This is a genomic window from Telluria sp. AC161, from assembly GCF_979258535.1.
The window spans coordinates 3050195-3068747 of record NZ_OZ409861.1; the positions used below are offsets into that span (position 1 = coordinate 3050195).

General features: G+C 64.2%; 14 protein-coding genes. 1 reads left to right on the top strand and 13 read right to left on the bottom strand.

Annotation, left to right across the window (positions count from 1 at the left end; translation table 11 throughout):
• Positions 1-245: 245 nt before the first annotated feature.
• Positions 246-1040, top strand: coding sequence for a Crp/Fnr family transcriptional regulator (locus ACZ0AJ_RS13690; protein WP_258835976.1), 795 nt, complete (start codon positions 246-248; stop codon positions 1038-1040).
• Positions 1041-1109: 69 nt separating this feature from the next.
• Here the strand turns inward: ACZ0AJ_RS13690 and ACZ0AJ_RS13695 are convergent, their stop codons facing one another.
• From ACZ0AJ_RS13695 to ACZ0AJ_RS13755, 13 genes are all read right to left on the bottom strand, one after another.
• The gene (locus tag ACZ0AJ_RS13695) at positions 1110-1871 is read right to left on the bottom strand and encodes a hypothetical protein (RefSeq protein WP_499455055.1); all 762 of its coding nucleotides are present in this window, start codon (positions 1869-1871) and stop codon (positions 1110-1112) included.
• Between the two features lie 83 nt (positions 1872-1954).
• Positions 1955-2605 carry a ligase-associated DNA damage response endonuclease PdeM gene (gene pdeM / locus ACZ0AJ_RS13700; protein ID WP_499455057.1) on the bottom strand — a complete coding sequence of 217 codons (651 nt, stop codon included), beginning with the start codon at positions 2603-2605 and terminating at the stop codon, positions 1955-1957.
• Positions 2602-5061: a ligase-associated DNA damage response DEXH box helicase gene (locus ACZ0AJ_RS13705; RefSeq protein WP_499455058.1), complete on the bottom strand. Its 2460-nt coding sequence runs from the start codon at positions 5059-5061 to the stop codon at positions 2602-2604. Before ACZ0AJ_RS13705 ends, pdeM begins: the two co-directional genes overlap by 4 nt.
• Positions 5058-6692 carry an ATP-dependent DNA ligase gene (locus tag ACZ0AJ_RS13710; protein ID WP_499455099.1) on the bottom strand — a complete coding sequence of 545 codons (1635 nt, stop codon included), beginning with the start codon at positions 6690-6692 and terminating at the stop codon, positions 5058-5060. The genes ACZ0AJ_RS13705 and ACZ0AJ_RS13710 overlap by 4 nt, the downstream gene beginning before the upstream one ends.
• Positions 6685-7761, bottom strand: coding sequence for a ligase-associated DNA damage response exonuclease (locus tag ACZ0AJ_RS13715; RefSeq protein WP_499455059.1), 1077 nt, complete (start codon positions 7759-7761; stop codon positions 6685-6687). Before ACZ0AJ_RS13715 ends, ACZ0AJ_RS13710 begins: the two co-directional genes overlap by 8 nt.
• Positions 7762-7769: 8 nt before the next feature.
• On the bottom strand, positions 7770-9476 hold the full coding sequence (locus ACZ0AJ_RS13720) for a RecQ family ATP-dependent DNA helicase (protein WP_499455061.1): 1707 nt from the start codon (positions 9474-9476) through the stop codon (positions 7770-7772).
• A gap of 463 nt (positions 9477-9939) precedes the next feature.
• Entirely contained in the window at positions 9940-11514 is a 1575-nt protein-coding gene (gene ahpF / locus ACZ0AJ_RS13725; RefSeq protein WP_499455063.1) for an alkyl hydroperoxide reductase subunit F, read from the bottom strand.
• 100 nt (positions 11515-11614) lie between these two features.
• Positions 11615-12178, bottom strand: coding sequence for an alkyl hydroperoxide reductase subunit C (gene ahpC / locus ACZ0AJ_RS13730; RefSeq protein ID WP_258835175.1), 564 nt, complete (start codon positions 12176-12178; stop codon positions 11615-11617).
• A gap of 146 nt (positions 12179-12324) precedes the next feature.
• Positions 12325-13527, bottom strand: a complete 1203-nt coding sequence (locus ACZ0AJ_RS13735; RefSeq protein ID WP_258835176.1) for a hybrid sensor histidine kinase/response regulator — start codon at positions 13525-13527, stop codon at positions 12325-12327.
• Complete coding sequence (locus tag ACZ0AJ_RS13740) at positions 13524-13685, bottom strand: chemotaxis protein CheB (protein ID WP_499455103.1); 162 nt, start codon at positions 13683-13685, stop codon at positions 13524-13526. The genes ACZ0AJ_RS13735 and ACZ0AJ_RS13740 overlap by 4 nt, the downstream gene beginning before the upstream one ends.
• Before the next feature lie 13 nt (positions 13686-13698).
• Positions 13699-14130 carry a chemotaxis protein CheB gene (locus ACZ0AJ_RS13745; RefSeq protein ID WP_499455105.1) on the bottom strand — a complete coding sequence of 144 codons (432 nt, stop codon included), beginning with the start codon at positions 14128-14130 and terminating at the stop codon, positions 13699-13701.
• Positions 14127-14918 (bottom strand): CheR family methyltransferase, encoded by a 792-nt coding sequence (locus ACZ0AJ_RS13750; RefSeq protein WP_499456791.1) that lies wholly within the window; start codon positions 14916-14918, stop codon positions 14127-14129. The genes ACZ0AJ_RS13745 and ACZ0AJ_RS13750 overlap by 4 nt, the downstream gene beginning before the upstream one ends.
• Before the next feature lie 35 nt (positions 14919-14953).
• Positions 14954-18472 carry a response regulator gene (locus tag ACZ0AJ_RS13755; protein ID WP_499455107.1) on the bottom strand — a complete coding sequence of 1173 codons (3519 nt, stop codon included), beginning with the start codon at positions 18470-18472 and terminating at the stop codon, positions 14954-14956.
• Positions 18473-18553 lie beyond the last annotated feature (81 nt).

The following is an 18553-nucleotide window of genomic DNA, read 5'->3' on the forward strand; positions in this document are numbered from 1 at the left end:
ATATTCAGGCAACGCTGATAGTCGTGCCGGGCTCGTGTTGGCATACTGAATTCGCCGCATTTGACTTGCTCGCGATCCAAGTCACAGCGTCAGCCGCTGGCAATCAATGGCATGGCAGATGTACGTCAACTTCGGCTGTGCCGCCGGGGTCGCCTCAAACCCTGAGTTTCTTACCGGAGAAGAGCATGCAGTCTCAGCCACCGTCAGAACCACGCAATGCCAATCAGCCGACCCTGCATTCCCCGATGGAGGCCGGTCGCCAGCGCCAGGGCCGACTCTGGTCCAACCTCAAGGAAGTCTGCGACCTGCTGCGTATCCAGGCCAGCGTCTCGGTTAGCTCCGAAGAACTGTTGTTCCAGCACGTTCAGTTCAAGACCGGCCAGCGCGTCCACACGATCGGGCAAGCCTTCGACACGCTGTACATCGTCAACTCGGGCTTTCTCAAGACCGTGCTGATCGACGAGTTCGGCAACGAGCAGGTGCTCAGCTTCCCGATGAAGGGCGACATGCTCGGCGTCGACGGCATCCATACGCGCCACTATGCGTCCGAGGCGGTGGCCCTGTCCGATTGCGACCTGATCCTGCTGCCCTTCAAGAAGCTGACGGCGCTGGGCCGCGTGCACAACGAACTCGAGAACATGATGTACGGCGTCATGAGCCGCGAGCTGGTGCGTGAACAAACGATGATCGGCATGCTTGGCGCCCTGTCGGCCGAGGCGCGCGTGGCACGCTTTCTCGTGTCGCTGGCCGACCGCTTCGCCGCGATGGGCTACTCGAGTAAACTCTTCAACCTGCGCATGACCCGCCACGAGATCGGCAGCTACCTGGGCCTCACGCTGGAAACCGTCAGCCGTACGCTGTCGGCCTTCAACGAGATCGGCATGATCACCGTCGACCAGCGCACCATCGGCATCAAGGACGCCGAATCGCTCAAGACACTGCGCCGCCTGCCCCCATCGCGTTCACGCACGAAGGCAAGCGCCAAGCAAAAGGCCGAGCTCGATCAATCGGGCGACGATCAGGTGCTGGCCACGGCCTGAAACCCGTTCGCATAACGACCAACGCCCGCCAGCGATGGCGGGCGTTGTCATTGGTGCATACAGTTCGGATTACTCTTGCTTGTCGAGCGTCAGCACACCATCGCTGACGCGCACGCGGTCGCCGGTCCGGTAGCCGGGATTGTTGGCGAACTCCAGCACCTGCGTCGTGTCGGTCGTATTCATGCGCACCGTCACGCGGAAATACTGGCGCGCGGTGGCGTCGCTGGCCAATGGCCGTGGATTGGGCAAGGCACCCTGCACGGTTTCCACCTTCTCGATGATGCCGCAGCTGGTGCAGTAGCGGGCCACGCGCGGGCGCTCGGTCGTGCGCGGGGCTGGCGGTGGCGCAGCACCGGGAGCGGCGGCGGCGATACGCGAATCCTTGGTGGCCAGCTGGCGCGTGTCGTCCGCAGGTGGCGCCACGTCGCTCCGCACGAGCGACTCGCGCAGCACGCTCGTGGCGACCTCGTTCCCCATGCGCAGCTCGGCGGTCACGCGGCTGTCGGCCTTCAGGCGGTCACGCGTGCCGATCACGTACGAACCCGTGTACTGGCCGGGTTCGACTTCGGTCAGATGCAGCGCACGGTTCGCGCCATCGAGATTGAGCGTGGCATTGCCGCCCGGCGTGCCGTACAGGTCGAACTGCAGGCGGACACCCTGGTCGAGTCGTGCGACTTCTTCGACATTGAAACCATTGATTGCTGGCGTGGCTGGCGTGGCGGTGCGGCTTTGCGGCGCAGGCTGCGCCAGGGCAGTGCCGCTGGCGGTCAACAGTACCGTGGCTGGCGCCATGGCGGCGGCGATGGTGCACATCATGAGGCGTAGTTTCATTGGCGTTCTCCTGGCATCAGCGGGTCAATGGCCGACCTTACGCCTGCGAGCGCACCGGGTCGGTACGCTGACGTACGCAGCTGCTAGGCGACGCCGTGCACCATGTCGCCCGAGGTCACGTAGATCCGGTCGCCCGGCCCCGGCTTGACCGCATGGCCGCCCGTGAACGCGCCGAACGATGGCAGCAGCAGGCCCTGCGTACCCACGACAAAGCACGGCAGGCGCAACGCATCGAAGCGCGTGGCCAGCACGTATACCGGATGCACGTGGCCTGCCAGGCCATAGCCCGCCGCATCGACGCCCGGGTGGTGGCAGAACGCAAACGGGCCGATCGCATGCGGCTCGTCGACCAGCTCGATGCCCAACGCATCGGACGGATCGCCCGCGTGCAGGTCGTGATTGCCGCGCACGAGCGTCAAGGTCAGGTCGGGATGGCGCCCGCGCCAGGCCAGCATCGCGAGCTGGGTCGAACTGGCATGGGCGGCGCGCGCATGCAGGAAGTCGCCGAGAAACGCAACGTGGCGCGCGTCGTGCTGCGCGACCAGCGCGTCGAGGCCGGCCAGGTTTTCCGACGTCGTCCCGCGCGGCACCGGCACGCCCAGCGAGCGAAACGCCGCCGCCTTGCCGAAGTGGATGTCGGCGACGATCAGCATGCGCTGGGCGGGCCAGTACACGGCTTTCTCGGGCAGCAGCAGCAGCGTCTCGCCTGCCACCTGGATGGTTGCATGGGTCATGCGGCCGCCTTCTCGAGTTCGCGCACCATGCGCGCGACGCGGTCGCTCAGTTTCTCGGTGCTGACCTTTTCGCGGAAGCGCTCGACCATCAGCGCGAAACCGAACGGCGTGGCGCGCTTGACCTCGCGGTAGGCCACGCGGCGCGCGTGCAATTCGAGCAGCGTGTCGCGCAGGCGCGTCAGCTCCAGCTCCTGCTCCATCACTTCGCGCTCGGCCTGCGTGAGCAGCAGATTGCCGGCGTCGTGCTTGCGAAACACCTCGAAGAACAGCGACGACGATGCCTGCAACTGCCGGTTCGATTTCGGCTGCCCCGGATACCCCTGGAACACGAGCCCCGCGATGCGCGCCACTTCACGAAAGCGCTGCTGCGAGAGCTGCGTCGCGTTCAGGCTGTCGATGACGTCTTCGAGCAGACGCTCGGTATCGAACAGCGCCACGCCCGCCCCGGTGGCTGCGTTAAACATGCCCGCCCAGTCCACCGGCTCGGGCGACATCAGCTCGAAGCCATAGTCGTTGATCGCAATCGAGAACGTGATCGGCTGCACCCGCCCGACGCGAAACGCCATCAGCGAGGCCAGGCCCATGTGCACCGAGCGCCCCGCGAACGGGTACACGAACAGGTGATACCCTTCGCGGCTCTTCATCGATTCGAGCACCAGCGTTTCGCTGGTGGGCAGCGCCGACCAGCGCTGCTGGATCTCGATCAGCGGCGCAATCGCCCGCATCTCGGGGCCGTCGAACACGCCCGCATCGGCCAGCCGGAGTTCTTCCAGCGCCGCGTGCGCCAGTTCGTTCGACATCGGCATCTTGGCGCCCTGCCAGCGCGCGATGGCGCCGCGCGTGCCGGTGGCGCGCCGCACGAACGCCGTCAGCTCATGGACGCGCACGAATTCGAGGATGCGCCCGCCGAACAGGAAACGGTCGCCGGGTTTGAGGCGCGAGATGAACGATTCCTCGACGCTGCCGATGCGCCCGCCCGACATGTACTTCACCTGGATCGTCGCATCGGACATGATGGTGCCGATGCTCATCCGGTGCCGGCGGCCGATGGCGGCATCGGGCACGCGGTACACGCCCTCCTCGTCCGGCAGCACGCGCCGGTATTCGGGATACACGGTCAGGCTCTGGCCACCACGCGCGACAAAGTCGAGCGCCCATTGCCACTCTTCCAGCATCAGGTGCCGGTACGACCAGGCCTGGCGCACTTCGTCATACAGTTCGTCGGCGCGAAAGCCCCCGCCCAGCGCCACCGTCACGATGTGCTGGACCAGCACGTCGAATGGCTTGTTGGGCACGTAGCGGCCCTCGATGCGGCGCGCCGCCACCGCCTTGCGCGCGCCGGCGGCTTCCAGCAATTCAAGGCTGTTGGTCGGCACCAGCGTCACGCGCGAGACGCGCCCCGGCGCGTGGCCGCTGCGGCCCGCACGTTGCAGCAGGCGCGCCACGCCCTTGGCGCTGCCGATCTGCAGCACGCGCTCGACCGGCAAAAAATCCACGCCCAGATCCAGGCTTGCAGTGCAGATGACGGCCTTGAGGATGCCGCTCTTCAGACCCAGTTCGACCCACTCACGCACCTCGCGATCGAGCGAGCCATGGTGCAGCGCGATCACGCCGGCCCAGTCGGGCCGCGCCTCGAGGATGTTCTGGTACCAGATCTCGGACTGCGAACGGGTGTTGGTAAACACGAGTGTCGCCTCGTGTTTTTCAATCTCGTCGATTACGGGCTGCAGCATCTGCAGGCCCAGGTGTCCGCCCCAGGGGAAGCGCGAGACATTTTCGGGAATCAGGCAGTCCACGACGATCTTCTTGCGCGTGTCGCCCTCGACCAGTACGCCGGCATCCGGGCCAAGCAGCACCTGGCGCGCCAGGTCGAGGTTGCCCATCGTCGCCGACACGCCCCAGACCAGGAGCTCGGGCCGCCAGCGCCGCAGCCGCGCCAGCGCCAGTTGTACCTGCACGCCGCGCTTGCTGCCCATCAGTTCGTGCCATTCGTCGACGATGATCATGTCGAGGTTGCGGAACTGTTCGAGCGCCGCCGCATTGCTGATCATCAGCGTCAGGCTTTCGGGCGTCGTCACCAGGGTGGCCGGCATGCTGCGCGTCTGGCGCGCGCGCTCACTGGCTTTCGTGTCGCCCGTGCGCGCGCCGATGCGCCACTCGGGCATCAGCTCGGCGGCGGAGTCTTCGAGCGCGCGTTGTGTATCCGCCGCCAGCGCCCGCATCGGCGTGATCCACAGAACCCGCAGGCCCGCCTTGTTGCGGCCCGACGCCAGCCCCGCGCGCTGCAGCGCCGCGAACCAGACGGCAAACGTCTTGCCGGCGCCGGTATTCGCATGCAGCAGACCGGATTCGCCCTTGAGCGCCGCCTTCCAGACATTGCGCTGGAACGGGAACACCGTCCAGCCACGCCCGGCGAACCACGCGTCGACCCGATCCTTGACTTCGTTGCGACTCATGCGGTGGCCGCCTCCAGCAAACCCTTGAGCGTGTCGAGCGTATCGGCTTCCTCGACCGGTTTGTCGGTGCGCCGGCGCAGGATGCGAGGAAAGCGCACCGCGATGCCAGCCTTGTGGCGCGGTGAGAGCGCGATGCCCTCGAAGCCGATCTCGAACACCATCGTCGGCTTCACCGACCGCACCGGCCCGAATTTCTCGATGGTCGTGCGCCGGATGACGTTGTCGACCTGCCCGATCTCGGCATCGGTCAGGCCCGAATATGCTTTCGCGAACGGCACCAGCTTGCGCTCGTCGCCCTCCCCGTCCCACACGGCGAACGTGTAGTCGGTATACAGCGACGCGCGCCGCCCACTGCCGGGCTGCGCATACAGCAGCACCGCATCGATGGCATACGGATCGATTTTCCACTTCCACCAGGTGCCGACATCCTTCGTGCGTCCGACGCCATACTGCGCCGAGCGCGCCTTGAGCATCATGCCCTCGACGCTGCGCGCACGCGAACCGGCGCGCAGCTCGGCCAGCGCTTCCCAGCTGTCGGCTTCAACCACCGGTGACAGCCGCAACTGGCGCCCATCGAGCTTGGCCACTTCGACTTCGAGCAATGCGCGCCGCTCGTGCTGCGGCAAGGCGCGCAAGTCCACACCATCGAGTTCGAGCAGGTCATAACAGCACAGCACCGCAGGCAGTTCAGCCAGCAGCTTGGCGGACAAGGTCTTGCGGCCGATGCGTTTTTGCAGATCGGCGAACGGCGACGGCATTGCCGCATCAGGCTGCCAGATCAGCACTTCGCCATCGAGCACCATGCCGTCCGGCAGGCGCGCTGCCGCCAGTTCAGGGAACCGCTCGGTGATCAGATCTTCGCCGCGCGACCACAGGAAACTCTGGCCGTCGCGCCGCACCAGTTGCGCGCGGATGCCGTCGTATTTCCATTCAACGATCCAGTCAGACGGTTCGCCCAGGCTCGCCGGTTCGGCCGCCAGCTGGTGCGACAGGAAGAAGGGGTACGGTTGCCCGCCGCGAAGCTTGTGTTCTTCGGCCGACTGCTCGGCGATCAGCTGCAGGAAACCGGCCGCGGTCGGTTTCACGCGCCCGTCGGTCCAGCCCATCAGGCGCTGGGCGATGAGTTTGCTGTCCACTGCCGCAATCGCAGCGAGCGCACGCGTGACCAGCAGGCGCGAGACGCCCACGCGGAAACCACCGCCAATCAGCTTGACGAGCAGGAAGCGTTCGCGCCAGTCGAGCTCGTTCCAGTAGCCGAACAGCGCCTCGCGGATGCGGCCCGGATCGGCGCCGCGCAACGGGCCAATGCGCTGTTCCATCCACTCGGCCAGACCGACGTCGGAGCGTTCGGTCGGTGGTGGCAGGATGTGCGCGATGGTTTCGGCAAAGTCGCCCACGGCTGCATACGACTCGTCGAACAGCCACTCGTCCAGCACCGCGTACTCGATGGCGTACTGGCGCAGCAGTTTGGTCGGCACCGCCTGGCGCGGCTTGCCGCCGGCCAGGAAGTACACGGCCCACGCCGCGTTCTCGGGCGCGGCGTTGGCAAAGTACGCCTGCAGCGCATCGAGCTTGCGGGTGGTCGACGTGGTTTCGTCGAGGTCGGCGTACAGGCGAGCAAATTCACGCATCGGCGGCTCCTGCCGGCTTTTCTGTCGCCACCGGTTCCTCGGGCGCAGCCGTTTCCTTCGGCGCACCATCGGAGGCTGCCTCGCCTGCCTCCTCGTCGCCATACTCGGTCTCGAAACCGGACGCCTCCAGCCCGTTCTGGTTCAGCCAGCGCACGAGCGTGGGAATCGAGCCGTGCGTGACGATCACGCGCTCGGCTTCGGTGGCCTTGATGGCGCTCATCAAGCCAGGCCAGTCGGCGTGATCCGACAGCACGAAGCCGCGATCGACGCCGCGTCGGCGGCGCGCGCCGCGCAGCAACATCCAGCCGCTGGCGAAGGCGTCGCTGTAGTCGCCAAAGCGCTTCATCCAGGTAGAGCCACTGGCAGATGGCGGCGCGATGACCATCGCGCGCCGCAGCAGTGCCTTCTCGACTTCGGTGACGAGCACGGTCGGTGGAATGTCGACACCTTCAGCGCGGTACGCCCGGTTGAGCGGCTCGACGGAGCCGTGGCAGACGATCGTGCCAATGCTCGCGTCGAGCCCCGCCAGGATGCGCTGCGCCTTGCCGAACGAATACGCGAACACGACACTGCAACGGCCCTCGTCCGCGTTCTTGCGCCACCAGGCGTTGATCTCGGCCATCAGCTCGGCCTCGGGCTGCCAGCGATAGATTGGCAGGCCAAAGGTCGATTCGGTGATGAACGTGTCGCAGCGCACCGGTTCGAACGGCGCGCAGGTTTTGTCCGGCTCGACCTTGTAGTCGCCCGATGCGACCCAGACCTCACCGCCAACTTCCATGCGCACCTGCGCCGAGCCCAGTACGTGGCCGGCCGGATGCAGCGAAATCTTCACGCCGTTGTGCGTGACCGACTGGCCGTACTCCATCGCGTCGACGGTGATGTCACCCAGGCGCGACTTGAGTACGCCGATACCGGGCGCGGCGGCCAGATAGTGGCCATGACCGACGCGCGCATGGTCGCCGTGCGCGTGCGTGATCACGGCGCGCGGCACCGGGCGCCATGGATCGATATAGAAATCACCCGGTACGCAGTACAGACCCTCCTTGCGGACAACGACCATGTCTCCCATGGCCATCCTTACGCCGGGGTGAGGAAGTCGACCATGAAGGTCCGGCTTTCTCCATCGGCAAAATCGAGCGTGATCTGGTCGCCGGCGACGGCAGTCACGACACCTTCGCCATACTTGGCCGAGCAGGCGCGCGCGCCGACGGCAAACTTTGGCACGGGCACGTCGGCCACGGGCTCGTGGTCGAACTCGTCGTCACGGATCTCGATGCCTTCGGTCAGCGACAGTGCGGGTGGATTGAGGCAGTTGTCGCACTTGCAGCAGTGTTGGAAGCCGGCCACCTTGTCGTCGAAATAGTCGAGGATCAGCTTCCAGCGGCAGAAGCCGCTGACAGCATAGCTGACCATCTGTTCGAGCGCGTGCTTGTCGTGTTCCTGCTTCTGGACGTAGACGGCAGCGAGCTTGTCGAAGATGCCGGGCTTCGGCTCGGCGCTGGCGGCGGTGTATTCGAGCTTGCGGTTCTGGCGGATCAGCTTGGCATCCTTGAGCAGCTTGATGCAGACCTTGATGCTCGAGTCAGCCAGGTCGGCCAGCGCTTCGTCCAGGCGCGCCGGGGTGACGGGACCGGTATCGCCCAGTCCACGCACGGTGCAATGCACCAGTTGCAGCTCCTGCGCGCACGGGTAGTGCTTCATCAGGAAGAACTGCTGCAGGCGCTTGTCGTCCCGCAGGTACAGCAGCGTGCAGGTGGCGTCCAGACCGTCGCGCCCTGCGCGGCCGGACTCCTGGTAATACGATTCGAGGTTCGGCGGAATCTGCAGGTGGATCACGAAGCGCGTATCGCACTTGTCGATGCCCATGCCGAAGGCATTGGTCGCGACCATCACGCGGCGCTCGCCGTCCATGAACAGGTCCTGATTCTGCTTGCGCTCGCTGGCCGGCAGCTTGCCGTGGTAAATCGTGACCGACTCGCCGGCTTCCTCAAGCACGGCCAGCATGTCCTCTGCCGCCTTGACGGTGGCGGCGTAGACGATGCCGACGCCTTCGGAGGCCTGCACCAGGCGCAGCGCAGCCTGGTATTTCTCGGCCACGCTCGTGACCTGCTGGACCGCGTAGTGCAGGTTCGGACGGTACACGCCGGTGTTAATGACATTGAGCTTGCGGCCCAGCTGCTTGTTGATGTCAGCAACGACTTCATCGGTGGCGGTGGCCGTCAGTGCCAGCACCGGCGGGCGGCCGATCGCTTCGATGGCAGCGCCCAGGCCGATATAGGCCGGACGGAAATCGTGGCCCCACTGCGAGATGCAGTGCGCCTCATCGATGACGACGATGTCGAGCGTGACCTTCTGCAGCGTCGCGATGAACTCGGGCGAGACCATGCGTTCGGGCGTGCAGAACACGATCTCGCAGGTTTCCTGCTCGATGGCTGCGATCGCCGCATGTTCTTCTTCAGCGTTCAGGCAGCTGTTGACCTGCACCGCGCGCGCGCCGATTTCCTCGAGCTTCTCGAGCTGGTCCTTCATCAGCGAAATCAGCGGCGAGACGACGACCGTGATCCCTTCGAGCATCTTGGCCGGTATCTGGTAGCACAGCGATTTGCCGCCACCCGTGGGCATGATCGCCAGCGTGTCCTTGCCATCAAGGACGCTGTCGATCACGCGTTGCTGGCCGTCGCGCAGCTTGGCGATGCCGAAGACACCGTCGAGAAGGCGCTGGATGGAGTTGCGGCGCACGGCCATGAGGCCGCGGTGCATGAGGGTGGGGTCGTGTCGTGTCATGGTGATATCGACTGTAGGTTGACCGCCCCGACTCGACTATAGGACGCCACCTACTTTGGGCGTAGGAGCGCCACCTTCTGAAAATATTGTCGATTAGATCTCAATTGTGCGACACAAATTCTCAAGAAGGTTTAGTCCTACAGCACGACGGAGTATTTACCGATGCCCAGGGCGCAATTGGCGACTTAAGATGTGATCCACATTCACAGTACTGCCACCACCCAGGAGATTCACCATGCGCCGCCACCCAATGACCTGGACTGCCGTCCATCTGGCCCTCGCCAGCGCTGCCACCTGGTTCTTGCTGGAGTCAGGCGCCCTCGCCTCGACGGTGCTGTTCTCGCTGCACTAAATAAAAAAACGCCATCTTCCACTGGGAAGACGGCGTTCATTGTCATTGCGAGCAAGCCTGTCGGCTCGCTCCAAGTTTTTTGCAGGGCAGGCCTCTCGGCCCGCCCTCACATCATGCAGCTTTCTGCTGGTCTTCTTCCAGTTCCACCGGCTGGCGGATCAGGTAGTCAAACGCTGCCAGCGATGCTTTCGCACCCTCACCCACTGCAATCACGATCTGCTTGAACGGCACCGTCGTCACGTCGCCAGCGGCAAACACGCCTGGCATCGAGGTATGGCCACGGGCATCGACTTCGATTTCGCCGTGCGCCGACAGATCGATCGAACCCTTCAGGAATTCCGAGTTCGGGATCAGGCCGATCTGCACGAACACGCCTTCCAGGTCGATCCGGTGGATCGCGCCGGTGTTGCGATCCTTGTAGCTCAGGCCGTTGACGATCTTGCCGTCACCGTGGATCTCGGTCGTCTGCGCCGACTTGATCACTTTCACGTTCGGCAGCGAGGTCAGCTTGCGCTGCAGGACCGCATCAGCGCGCAGCTCATTACCGAATTCGATCAGCGTGACTTCCTTGACGAGGCCGGCCAGGTCGATCGCCGCTTCCACGCCCGAGTTACCGCCACCGATCACCGACACGCGCTTGCCCTTGAACAGCGGACCGTCGCAGTGCGGGCAGTACGCCACGCCGTGGTTCTTGTACTCTTTTTCGCCCGGCACATTGATCTCGCGCCAGCGGGCGCCCGTGGCAATGATGACCGACTTCGATTTCAGGACCGCACCGCTCTCGGTGTGCACTTCGATCAGGCTGCCGCCCACCACCTTGCTGGCGCGCTGCGTGTTCATGATGTCGACGTCGTAATCCTTGACGTGCTCTTCCAGCGCGACGGCGAACTTCGGACCATCGGTTGCCTTGAGCGACACGTAGTTCTCGATCGCCAGCGTATCGAGCACCTGACCGCCGAAACGGTCGGCCAGCACGCCGGTACGGATACCTTTACGGGCGGCGTAGATTGCCGCAGCCGCGCCGGCAGGCCCGCCGCCGACGATCAGCACGTCGAAGGCTTCTTTCTCGCTCAGTGCCGCCGCTTTTTTCGCGCCGCCGCTCACGTCGATCTTCGACAGGATCTCTTCGACGCTGGTGCGGCCCTGGCCGAAATGCTGGCCATTCAGGAACATCATCGGCACGGCAAGGATCTGCTTGCTTTCGACTTCCTGCTTGAAGACACCGCCATCGATCGTCACGACCTTGATGCGCGGGTTAATCACCGACATCGTGTTCAGTGCCTGCACGACTTCCGGGCAGTTGTGGCACGACAGCGAGATGTAGGTTTCAAAGACATAATCACCATCCAGGGCAGCGATCTGGTCGATGACCGCCTGCTCCAGCTTGATGGTGTGGCCACCCACGTGCAGCAGTGCCAGCACGAGGGAGGTAAATTCATGGCCCAGCGGGATACCGGCGAAACGCACGCCGACATCGGTGCCGACGCGGTTGATCGCGAACGACGGGGTGCGCTCATTGGCTTCCTGGCGCACGGTGATCTTGTTGCTCAGCTCTGCGATTTCACGCAGCAGCTCATCCATTTCGCGCGCTTTCGGCGAATCATCCAAGGATGCAACCAGCTCGATCGGCTGCACCACTTTTTCCAGATAGGCTTGCAACTGTTTCTTGAGGGTCGCGTCAAGCATGATGGTTTCCTTAAACTCTTTGAATCAATAAATGGAGGGCGATAAAAGCACCGGGCCGCCGCAGCGGCCCGGTCAGGGGGCTACCAGACTACCGCGTTACTTAGATCTTGCCGACCAGGTCCAGCGACGGGGTCAGGGTCTCAGCGCCTTCGGTCCACTTGGCTGGGCAGACTTCGCCTGGGTGAGCAGCGACGTACTGGGCAGCTTTGACTTTGCGCATCAGTTCCGATGCGTCGCGGCCGATGCCGTTGTCATGCACTTCCATGACCTTGATCTGGCCTTCTGGATTGATGACGAAGGTACCGCGCAGTGCCATGCCTTCTTCTTCGATCATGACTTCAAAGTTGCGCGACAGGGTGCCGGTCGGGTCGCCGATCAGCGGGTAGTTCACTTTCTTGATCGCGTCCGAGGTGTCGTGCCATGCCTTGTGAGCGAAGTGGCTGTCGGTCGAGACGCCGTACACGTTCACGCCCAGCTTTTCGAATTCAGGCTGGAACGAGGCCAGATCTTCCAGTTCGGTTGGGCAGACGAAGGTGAAGTCAGCCGGGTAGAACATCACCACCGACCAAGTGCCCTTGAAGTTTTCTTCGGTCAGGTCGATGAATTTGCCATTCGCGTAGGCGGTGGCTTTGAACGGTTTGATCTGGGTATTGATAAGGGACATGTATTCTCCTGTTTGTGGTGGATGAAACGTATGACAAGCAGTGTACCGCTCAGCTCGTCTTTTGGGAAATTGATTGATTGGATACTGTTGATTGATTTTGACTATGATGCAGACGACAGCATGCCGGTTGGCCCATGGCGATGCCGTCAGGCACAGACCGGCACTGCCGTGCACGGCAGCATCAGGCTGAAGGTCGAGCCTTCACCGGGGCTGCTCGTGACCCGCAACTCGCCGCTGTGCGAGATCGCCAGCTGGCGCGAAATATACAGGCCCAGCCCCAGGCCCTTCGGCTCGCCATTGCGGGCGCCCCGCTCGTACGGCTCGAAGATGCGTTCCAGATCGCCTGGCGCGATGCCCTTGCCGCCGTCGCGCACATCGATGCGCACGCACTCCCCCATCTGCTCGACACTCACTTGCACCGGCTGGCCGCCGCCATAGCGCAGCGCATTGGTCAGCAGGTTGACGATCACCTGCTCGACGCGGAACTCGTCCCAGCAGCCACTGACGGGATCGTGCGGCTGCAAGGTCAGCGAACTGCCCGTCGTGGCCGCCTGCAGCGACAGATCGCTGACGATGCGTTCCAGCAAACTCATCAACTGCACCTGCGTCGGGCGGATCGACAGCTTGCCGCTGCGCATGCGCGAGACGTCCAGCATGTCGTCGATCAGGCGGATCATCGACTTGATCTGGCGCTCGTCGCGCTGGACCATCGCTTCCATCTGCTGCGGCGCGAACGCGGCCGCATTGCCGCGCTTGATCTGCAGGCTGCGCATCTGGGTTTCCAAAAACAGCGTGTTGAGCGGGGTGCGCAATTCGTGCGCGACGAGCGACATGAATTCGTCGCGCATCTTGAGCGATCGCTGCAGCTCCTGCTGGGTCTGGTTCAGCTCGCGCAGCAGCGTCTCCTGCTCTTGCCGGCTGCGCTCGAGCGCCAGCATCTGGCGCCGCGTTTCACGGCGCTGCTGGTCGAGCGCGACGAACACGGCGACCTTGCTGCGCACCGCGCCCGGGTCGATCGGCTTGTACAAAAAGTCGACCGCGCCGTTTTCATAGCCCTTGAAGGCGTAGTCGAGTTCGCGTCCGGCCGCCGAGACAAAGACGATCGGGATATGGCGCGTGCGCGACGTCGAGCGCATCACCTCGGCCAGTTCGAAGCCGTTCATGCCCGGCATCTGCACGTCGAGGATGGCCAGTGCGAATTCGTGCTCCAGCAGCAAGGCCAGCGCGGCGTCGCCGGAATTGGCCTGGTGAATCACGCGCTGGTCGTGGCGCAGCAGCGCCTCGAGGGCCTGCAGGTTCTCGGGCAAGTCGTCGACGATCAGGATTTTGCTTAATTCATGGGCGCTCATGGGGTCTCCAACAGGGGCAGCGCGGCGCGAATATCGGCCAGCGGCAGCACCAGGTGTGGTGCGCAGCGCCGGATGGCTTCTCTCGGCATCGTACTGGCGTGCGCTTCTTCAGGATCCTGGACAATGGTCAGTCCGCCGTGTTCGCGGATACTGCACATCCCTTCGGCGCCATCAAAGTTGGCGCCGGTCGATGAGTATACCGGTCATTGCCGGTCCATACACGCTGGCGGTCGATTCCATCAGGACATCGATCGACGGCCGGGCATACTGGACAGGCGCTTCGCAGCTGAGCGAAAAGCTGCGGTCCTGCTCGATCGACAGATGGTACCCCGAGCCGGCGAAATACACGACGCCCGGCTCGATCGGGGCCTTGTCGCGTGCTTCGCGTACCGGGAGCATCACGCGCGCATCGAACAGTTCGGCCAGCCGGCTTTCACGGTCCCCCGGCACGTGCAGGATGCAGACCACGGCCGGCGTGTAGCCGGGCTGCAGCGACGGCAATAAGCTCAGCAGCGCATCAACGCCGCCGGCCGAGCCGCCAATCAACACCAGCTCGATGCGCCGCTTGCCCAGCGCCGCCGCCACCTGTTCGTTCAGGCTCATGGCACGGCCTTGCGATACACCCGTTCCCGCCGCGCCAGCGGCTCGAAGCGCCCGGCGTAGCTGGAAAAGTCGATGCTTTCCTTGCTGCCCAGACCCAGGAAGCCCCGGTGGCACAGCGATTCATGGAACAGCCCGAACACGCGGTCCTGCAGCGTGCGGTTAAAGTAGATCAGCACATTGCGGCAGCTGACGAAGTGCGTTTCCGAGAACACGGTGTCGGTCGACAGGCTGTGATCGGCAAAGGTCACGTTCTCGATCAGGCTGCGCTCGAACAGCGCGCCGCCGTAGGCCGCCGTGTAATAGTCCGAGAATGCGGCCTTGCCGCCGGACTTCTGGTAATTCTCGGTGTACAGGCGCATGCGGTCGATCGGGTACACGCCGCGCCGCGCCGTCTCGAGCGACTTCGGATTGATGTCGGTCGCGTAGATGATGCTGCGTTCGAGCAGCCCTTCTTCTTTCAGCAGGATCGCCAGCGAATAGACTTCTTCGCCCGTGCTGCAGCCGGCCACCCAGATCTTGAGCGACGGGTAGGTCTTGAGGAACGGCGCCACCTGCTCACGCACGGCCCTGAAGTACTCCGGGTCGCGGAACATTTCGGTGACGGGAATCGTCAGGTATTGCAGCAGCTGGGCAAAGCCGTTCGGATCGTGCAGCACGCGCGACTGCAGCTCCGAGACGGTATTGCACCCCATCTCGCGCATGGCCACCAGCACGCGGCGCTTTTGCGAAGCGCCGGTGTAGTCGCGGAAGTCATAGTTGTATTTCAGGTAGACGGCTTCGACGAGCATCCGCAGCTCGATGTCGAAGTCGCTCGGCGTATGGCTCAAATGCGCTCCAGGGTCGGCATCCAGACCCGCAGCAGGGAGTACAGGCGGGACAGGTCAATCGGCTTGGCCAGGTAATCGTTGGCGCCGGCGGCCAGGCATTGCTCCTGGTCGTCCTTCATCGCCTTGGCCGTGATGGCGATGATCGGGAGGCGGTCGAAGCGGCCGTCGGCGCGAATGCGGCGCGTCGCTTCCATGCCGTCCATCCCCGGCATCATGATGTCCATCAGCACCAGGTCGATGCCCGGTACTTCATCGAGTTTTGCAATCGCTTCAAAGCCGTTGCGGCCCACTTCGACCTTCGCGCCGCGCTGCTCGAGCGCCGCGGTCAGTGCGAACACATTGCGCACGTCGTCGTCCACCAGCAGGATCGTGCGGCCTTCGAACACGCGATCGCGCCCGCGCACGGCCTTGAGCATGCTCTGGCGCTCGGTCGACAGTTCCGATTCGACCTTGTGCAGGAACAGCGTGACTTCGTCGAGCAGGCGCTCGGGCGAACGGGCGCCCTTGATGATGATCGAGCGCGAGTAGCGCAGCAGCTGCGCTTCTTCGTCGCGGGTCAGGTTACGGCCCGTGTAGACGATCACGGGCGGGAACGAGCACAGCTCTTCATGCGACATGCGTTCGAGCAGCTCGCCACCCTGCATGTCGGGCAGCTTCAGGTCGATGACCATGCAGTCGAAGATTTCGGCACGCAGCAGATTGAGCGCTTCGTTGGCCGTGCCCACTGCCGAAATCTGCACATCGTCGTCGGCGATCAGCGCCACGACGCTTTCGCGCTGGCGTTCGTCGTCCTCGACCAGCAGCACGCGCTTGATCTTCTGCGCCGACTTCTCCTGCAGCTTGCGGAACACTTCTTCGAGTTCTTCGCGGCTCGCGGGCTTGAGCGCATAACCGATCGCGCCCAGGTGCAGCGCCTCGCCGCCGTTCTCGATGCTGGAGATGATGTGCACCGGGATGTGGCGCGTGGCCGGGTTGTCCTTCAGTTGCTGCAGCACGGTCAGGCCCGAGCGGTCGGGCAAGCGCACGTCGAGCAGCACGGCGTCGGGCCGCTGGCTGATGGCCAGCGCCAGGCCTTCTTCGGCGCTCATCGCCACCAGACAGCGGTAATCGAGCTCGCGCGCCAGGTCGTACAGGATGCGCGCGAACGCCATCTCGTCCTCGACCACCAGCACGCTGCGGCGGCCATCGGCCGGGCGATCGCGGTCATCCGGGAAGCTTTCGTAATGGTCGGTCACGACCGGCGCGGGTGCGGGCGCCGGTGCAGGCACCGGGGCAGGCGCAGCCGAGCGGACGACCGGGGCTGGCGCGTAGTGCGGCTGCGTGCTGGTCACCACAGGAGCCGACATCGACGAGGCCGAAGGGATCGGCGAATCCGGCAAGCCGCGCGGCAGCGTCAGCGTAAACACACTGCCCTCGTTCGGCGCGCTCGACACGGAAATGCCGCCGCCCAGCAGGCGCGTGAGGTCGCGCGAAATCGACAGGCCCAGGCCCGTGCCGCCGAAGCGCCGGCTCGTGGTGCCGTCGGCCTGGTGGAAGGCATCGAAAATCTTGTCCTGCTGGTCGGGCGCGATGCCGATCCCGCTGTCCTGCACACGGAATGCGACGGCGCCATCGGACGTCGTGAGCACCGACAGCGTGACGGCGCCCGCATCGGTGAACTTGACGGCGTTGGAGAGCAGGTTCTTGAGGATCTGCTCCATGCGCTGGCGGTCGGTGTTGATCGCTGCCGGCACGTCGGGCGCCACGTCGATGCGGAACTCGAGCGACTTCTGGCGCGCGAGCGGCTCGAACGTGCGCGCCAGGCCTTCGACGACGCGCCGCACCGGCACGTCCTCGGGCACCAGTTCGAGCTTGCCCGCTTCGACCTTCGAGATGTCCAGAATGTCGTTGATCAGGTGCAGCAGGTCGTTGCCGGCCGAATAGATGGTTTGTGCGAAGCGCACCTGCTCGTCGCTCAGGTTGCCCGGCGTATTATCGGACAGCAGCTTGGCCAGGATCAGCGAGCTGTTCAGTGGCGTGCGCAGCTCGTGCGACATATTGGCCAGGAACTCGGACTTGTAGCGGCTCGCGCTTTCCAGCTCCACGGCGCGCTGCTGCAACTGCTCCTGCGCCGACTGCAGCGCCGAATTCTTCATGTCCAGGCTCAAGGCCTGTTCGGCCAGCTGGTCGTTGGTGGTGCGCAGCTCGGCCTGCTGATTTTCCAGCGCCGATTGCGATTCTTCGAGTGCGCGCGACTGCTCTTCGAGCTCTTCGTTGGCAGTGCGCAGCTCTTCCTGCTGGACTTGCAGCTCTTCGTTGAGTGTCTGGCTTTCTTCGAGCGAATCCTGCAGGCGCTGGCGATACAGCACGGCCGCCATGGCCGCCCCCACCGCCTGCGCGATGAAGCCGAGGAATTCGCGGTCGCGCAGCTCGACCGGGCGCAGGAAGGCGATCTCGAACACACCCTTGACCTTGCCGTGGTTGTAGAACGGCGCGATGATCAGCGCGCGAGGGGGAGTCTCGCCCAGGCTCGAGCTGACCTTCATGTAGCCGGGTGGCAGTTCGTCCAGCACCATCAGGCGGTTTTCCTGCGCCGCCTGGCTGGCCAGCGACGCGCCAGGCTGGATGAATTCGGCACGTTCGGACGGGGTGTGGTTGAAGCCATACGCGCCAATGCGGCGCAGCACGCCGTCTTCGCTGCGCACATACATGGCGCCCACGACGCCGTCGAGATACTTGACGACATACGGCAGCACCGCATCGGCCAGCGGCTCGAGGTGGTGGATGCCGGCGCTGCGCACGGTCAGTTCGTTCTGGCCGGTGCGCAGCCACTCCTGGTGGCGCAGTTTTTCATTGTGCTCGGCTTCGTGGCCCAGCACTTCGTTATAGGTATTGGACAGCGTCATCAGCTGGCGCCGGCCGAAGATGGCCAGACCGCCGCCCACCAGTGCCGACAGCAGCAGGAATAGCGCCACCGACCAGAAGGTCGTGCTGCGCGCATTGTCGCTGCGCTCCTGCAGCAGCCGGGCTTCGGCAGCTAGCACCAGGTCGAAATTGCGGCGCATCTCGTCGGTGAGCAAGCGGCCGCGGCCGCTTCTGACCGCGTCGATGTAGTTCAGGTCATTGGCCCGGCGCCGCGCGATCATCTCGTCGGCAAACGCTTCCCATTGCTTCTGGACCTGCGAAATGCGCGTGATGCGTTCGGCCTGCGCGCCATTGTCCTTGACCAGCTCACCCAGCGTATCGAGGCTGCTGCCCATCCGCTGCGCCGACAACAGGTACGGCGTCAGGAACTCCTCGTCGCCCGCCAGCAGATAGCCGCGCATGCCGGCTTCCATTTCGGCCGACAGCTTGCGGATCTCGTGCGCATTGCCGATCACCTTCTGGGAATGCTCGACCCAGGTCAGGTTATTGATCAGGTAGGCGATGATGCCAACGAACACGACCGCACTGACAATGCTCATGCCTAACGGCAGCGCGACATTGCGGGAAAGGATGCGGCGAAACGCGCTGTTGTCGATGGTTGGACCGGGCATGCCTGTTGTTCTGTTAGAAAAAAAATATCCCAAGTGTAACGCAAATGTCAAATCGCGCCCACACGAAATGCGCACGGCCGT

What these genes read in the sequence shown, in the direction of transcription:
- ACZ0AJ_RS13690 (WP_258835976.1), top strand. Translation starts at nt 246, where the DNA reads ATGGAGGCCGGTCGCCAGCGCCAGGGCCGACTCTGGTCCAACCTCAAG.
- ACZ0AJ_RS13695 (WP_499455055.1), bottom strand. Translation starts at nt 1,871, where the DNA reads ATGAAACTACGCCTCATGATGTGCACCATCGCCGCCGCCATGGCGCCA.
- pdeM (WP_499455057.1), bottom strand. Translation starts at nt 2,605, where the DNA reads ATGACCCATGCAACCATCCAGGTGGCAGGCGAGACGCTGCTGCTGCTG.
- ACZ0AJ_RS13705 (WP_499455058.1), bottom strand. Translation starts at nt 5,061, where the DNA reads ATGAGTCGCAACGAAGTCAAGGATCGGGTCGACGCGTGGTTCGCCGGG.
- ACZ0AJ_RS13710 (WP_499455099.1), bottom strand. Translation starts at nt 6,692, where the DNA reads ATGCGTGAATTTGCTCGCCTGTACGCCGACCTCGACGAAACCACGTCG.
- ACZ0AJ_RS13715 (WP_499455059.1), bottom strand. Translation starts at nt 7,761, where the DNA reads ATGGGAGACATGGTCGTTGTCCGCAAGGAGGGTCTGTACTGCGTACCG.
- ACZ0AJ_RS13720 (WP_499455061.1), bottom strand. Translation starts at nt 9,476, where the DNA reads ATGACACGACACGACCCCACCCTCATGCACCGCGGCCTCATGGCCGTG.
- ahpF (WP_499455063.1), bottom strand. Translation starts at nt 11,514, where the DNA reads ATGCTTGACGCGACCCTCAAGAAACAGTTGCAAGCCTATCTGGAAAAA.
- ahpC (WP_258835175.1), bottom strand. Translation starts at nt 12,178, where the DNA reads ATGTCCCTTATCAATACCCAGATCAAACCGTTCAAAGCCACCGCCTAC.
- ACZ0AJ_RS13735 (WP_258835176.1), bottom strand. Translation starts at nt 13,527, where the DNA reads ATGAGCGCCCATGAATTAAGCAAAATCCTGATCGTCGACGACTTGCCC.
- ACZ0AJ_RS13740 (WP_499455103.1), bottom strand. Translation starts at nt 13,685, where the DNA reads ATGTGCAGTATCCGCGAACACGGCGGACTGACCATTGTCCAGGATCCT.
- ACZ0AJ_RS13745 (WP_499455105.1), bottom strand. Translation starts at nt 14,130, where the DNA reads ATGAGCCTGAACGAACAGGTGGCGGCGGCGCTGGGCAAGCGGCGCATC.
- ACZ0AJ_RS13750 (WP_499456791.1), bottom strand. Translation starts at nt 14,918, where the DNA reads ATGCTCGTCGAAGCCGTCTACCTGAAATACAACTATGACTTCCGCGAC.
- ACZ0AJ_RS13755 (WP_499455107.1), bottom strand. Translation starts at nt 18,472, where the DNA reads ATGCCCGGTCCAACCATCGACAACAGCGCGTTTCGCCGCATCCTTTCC.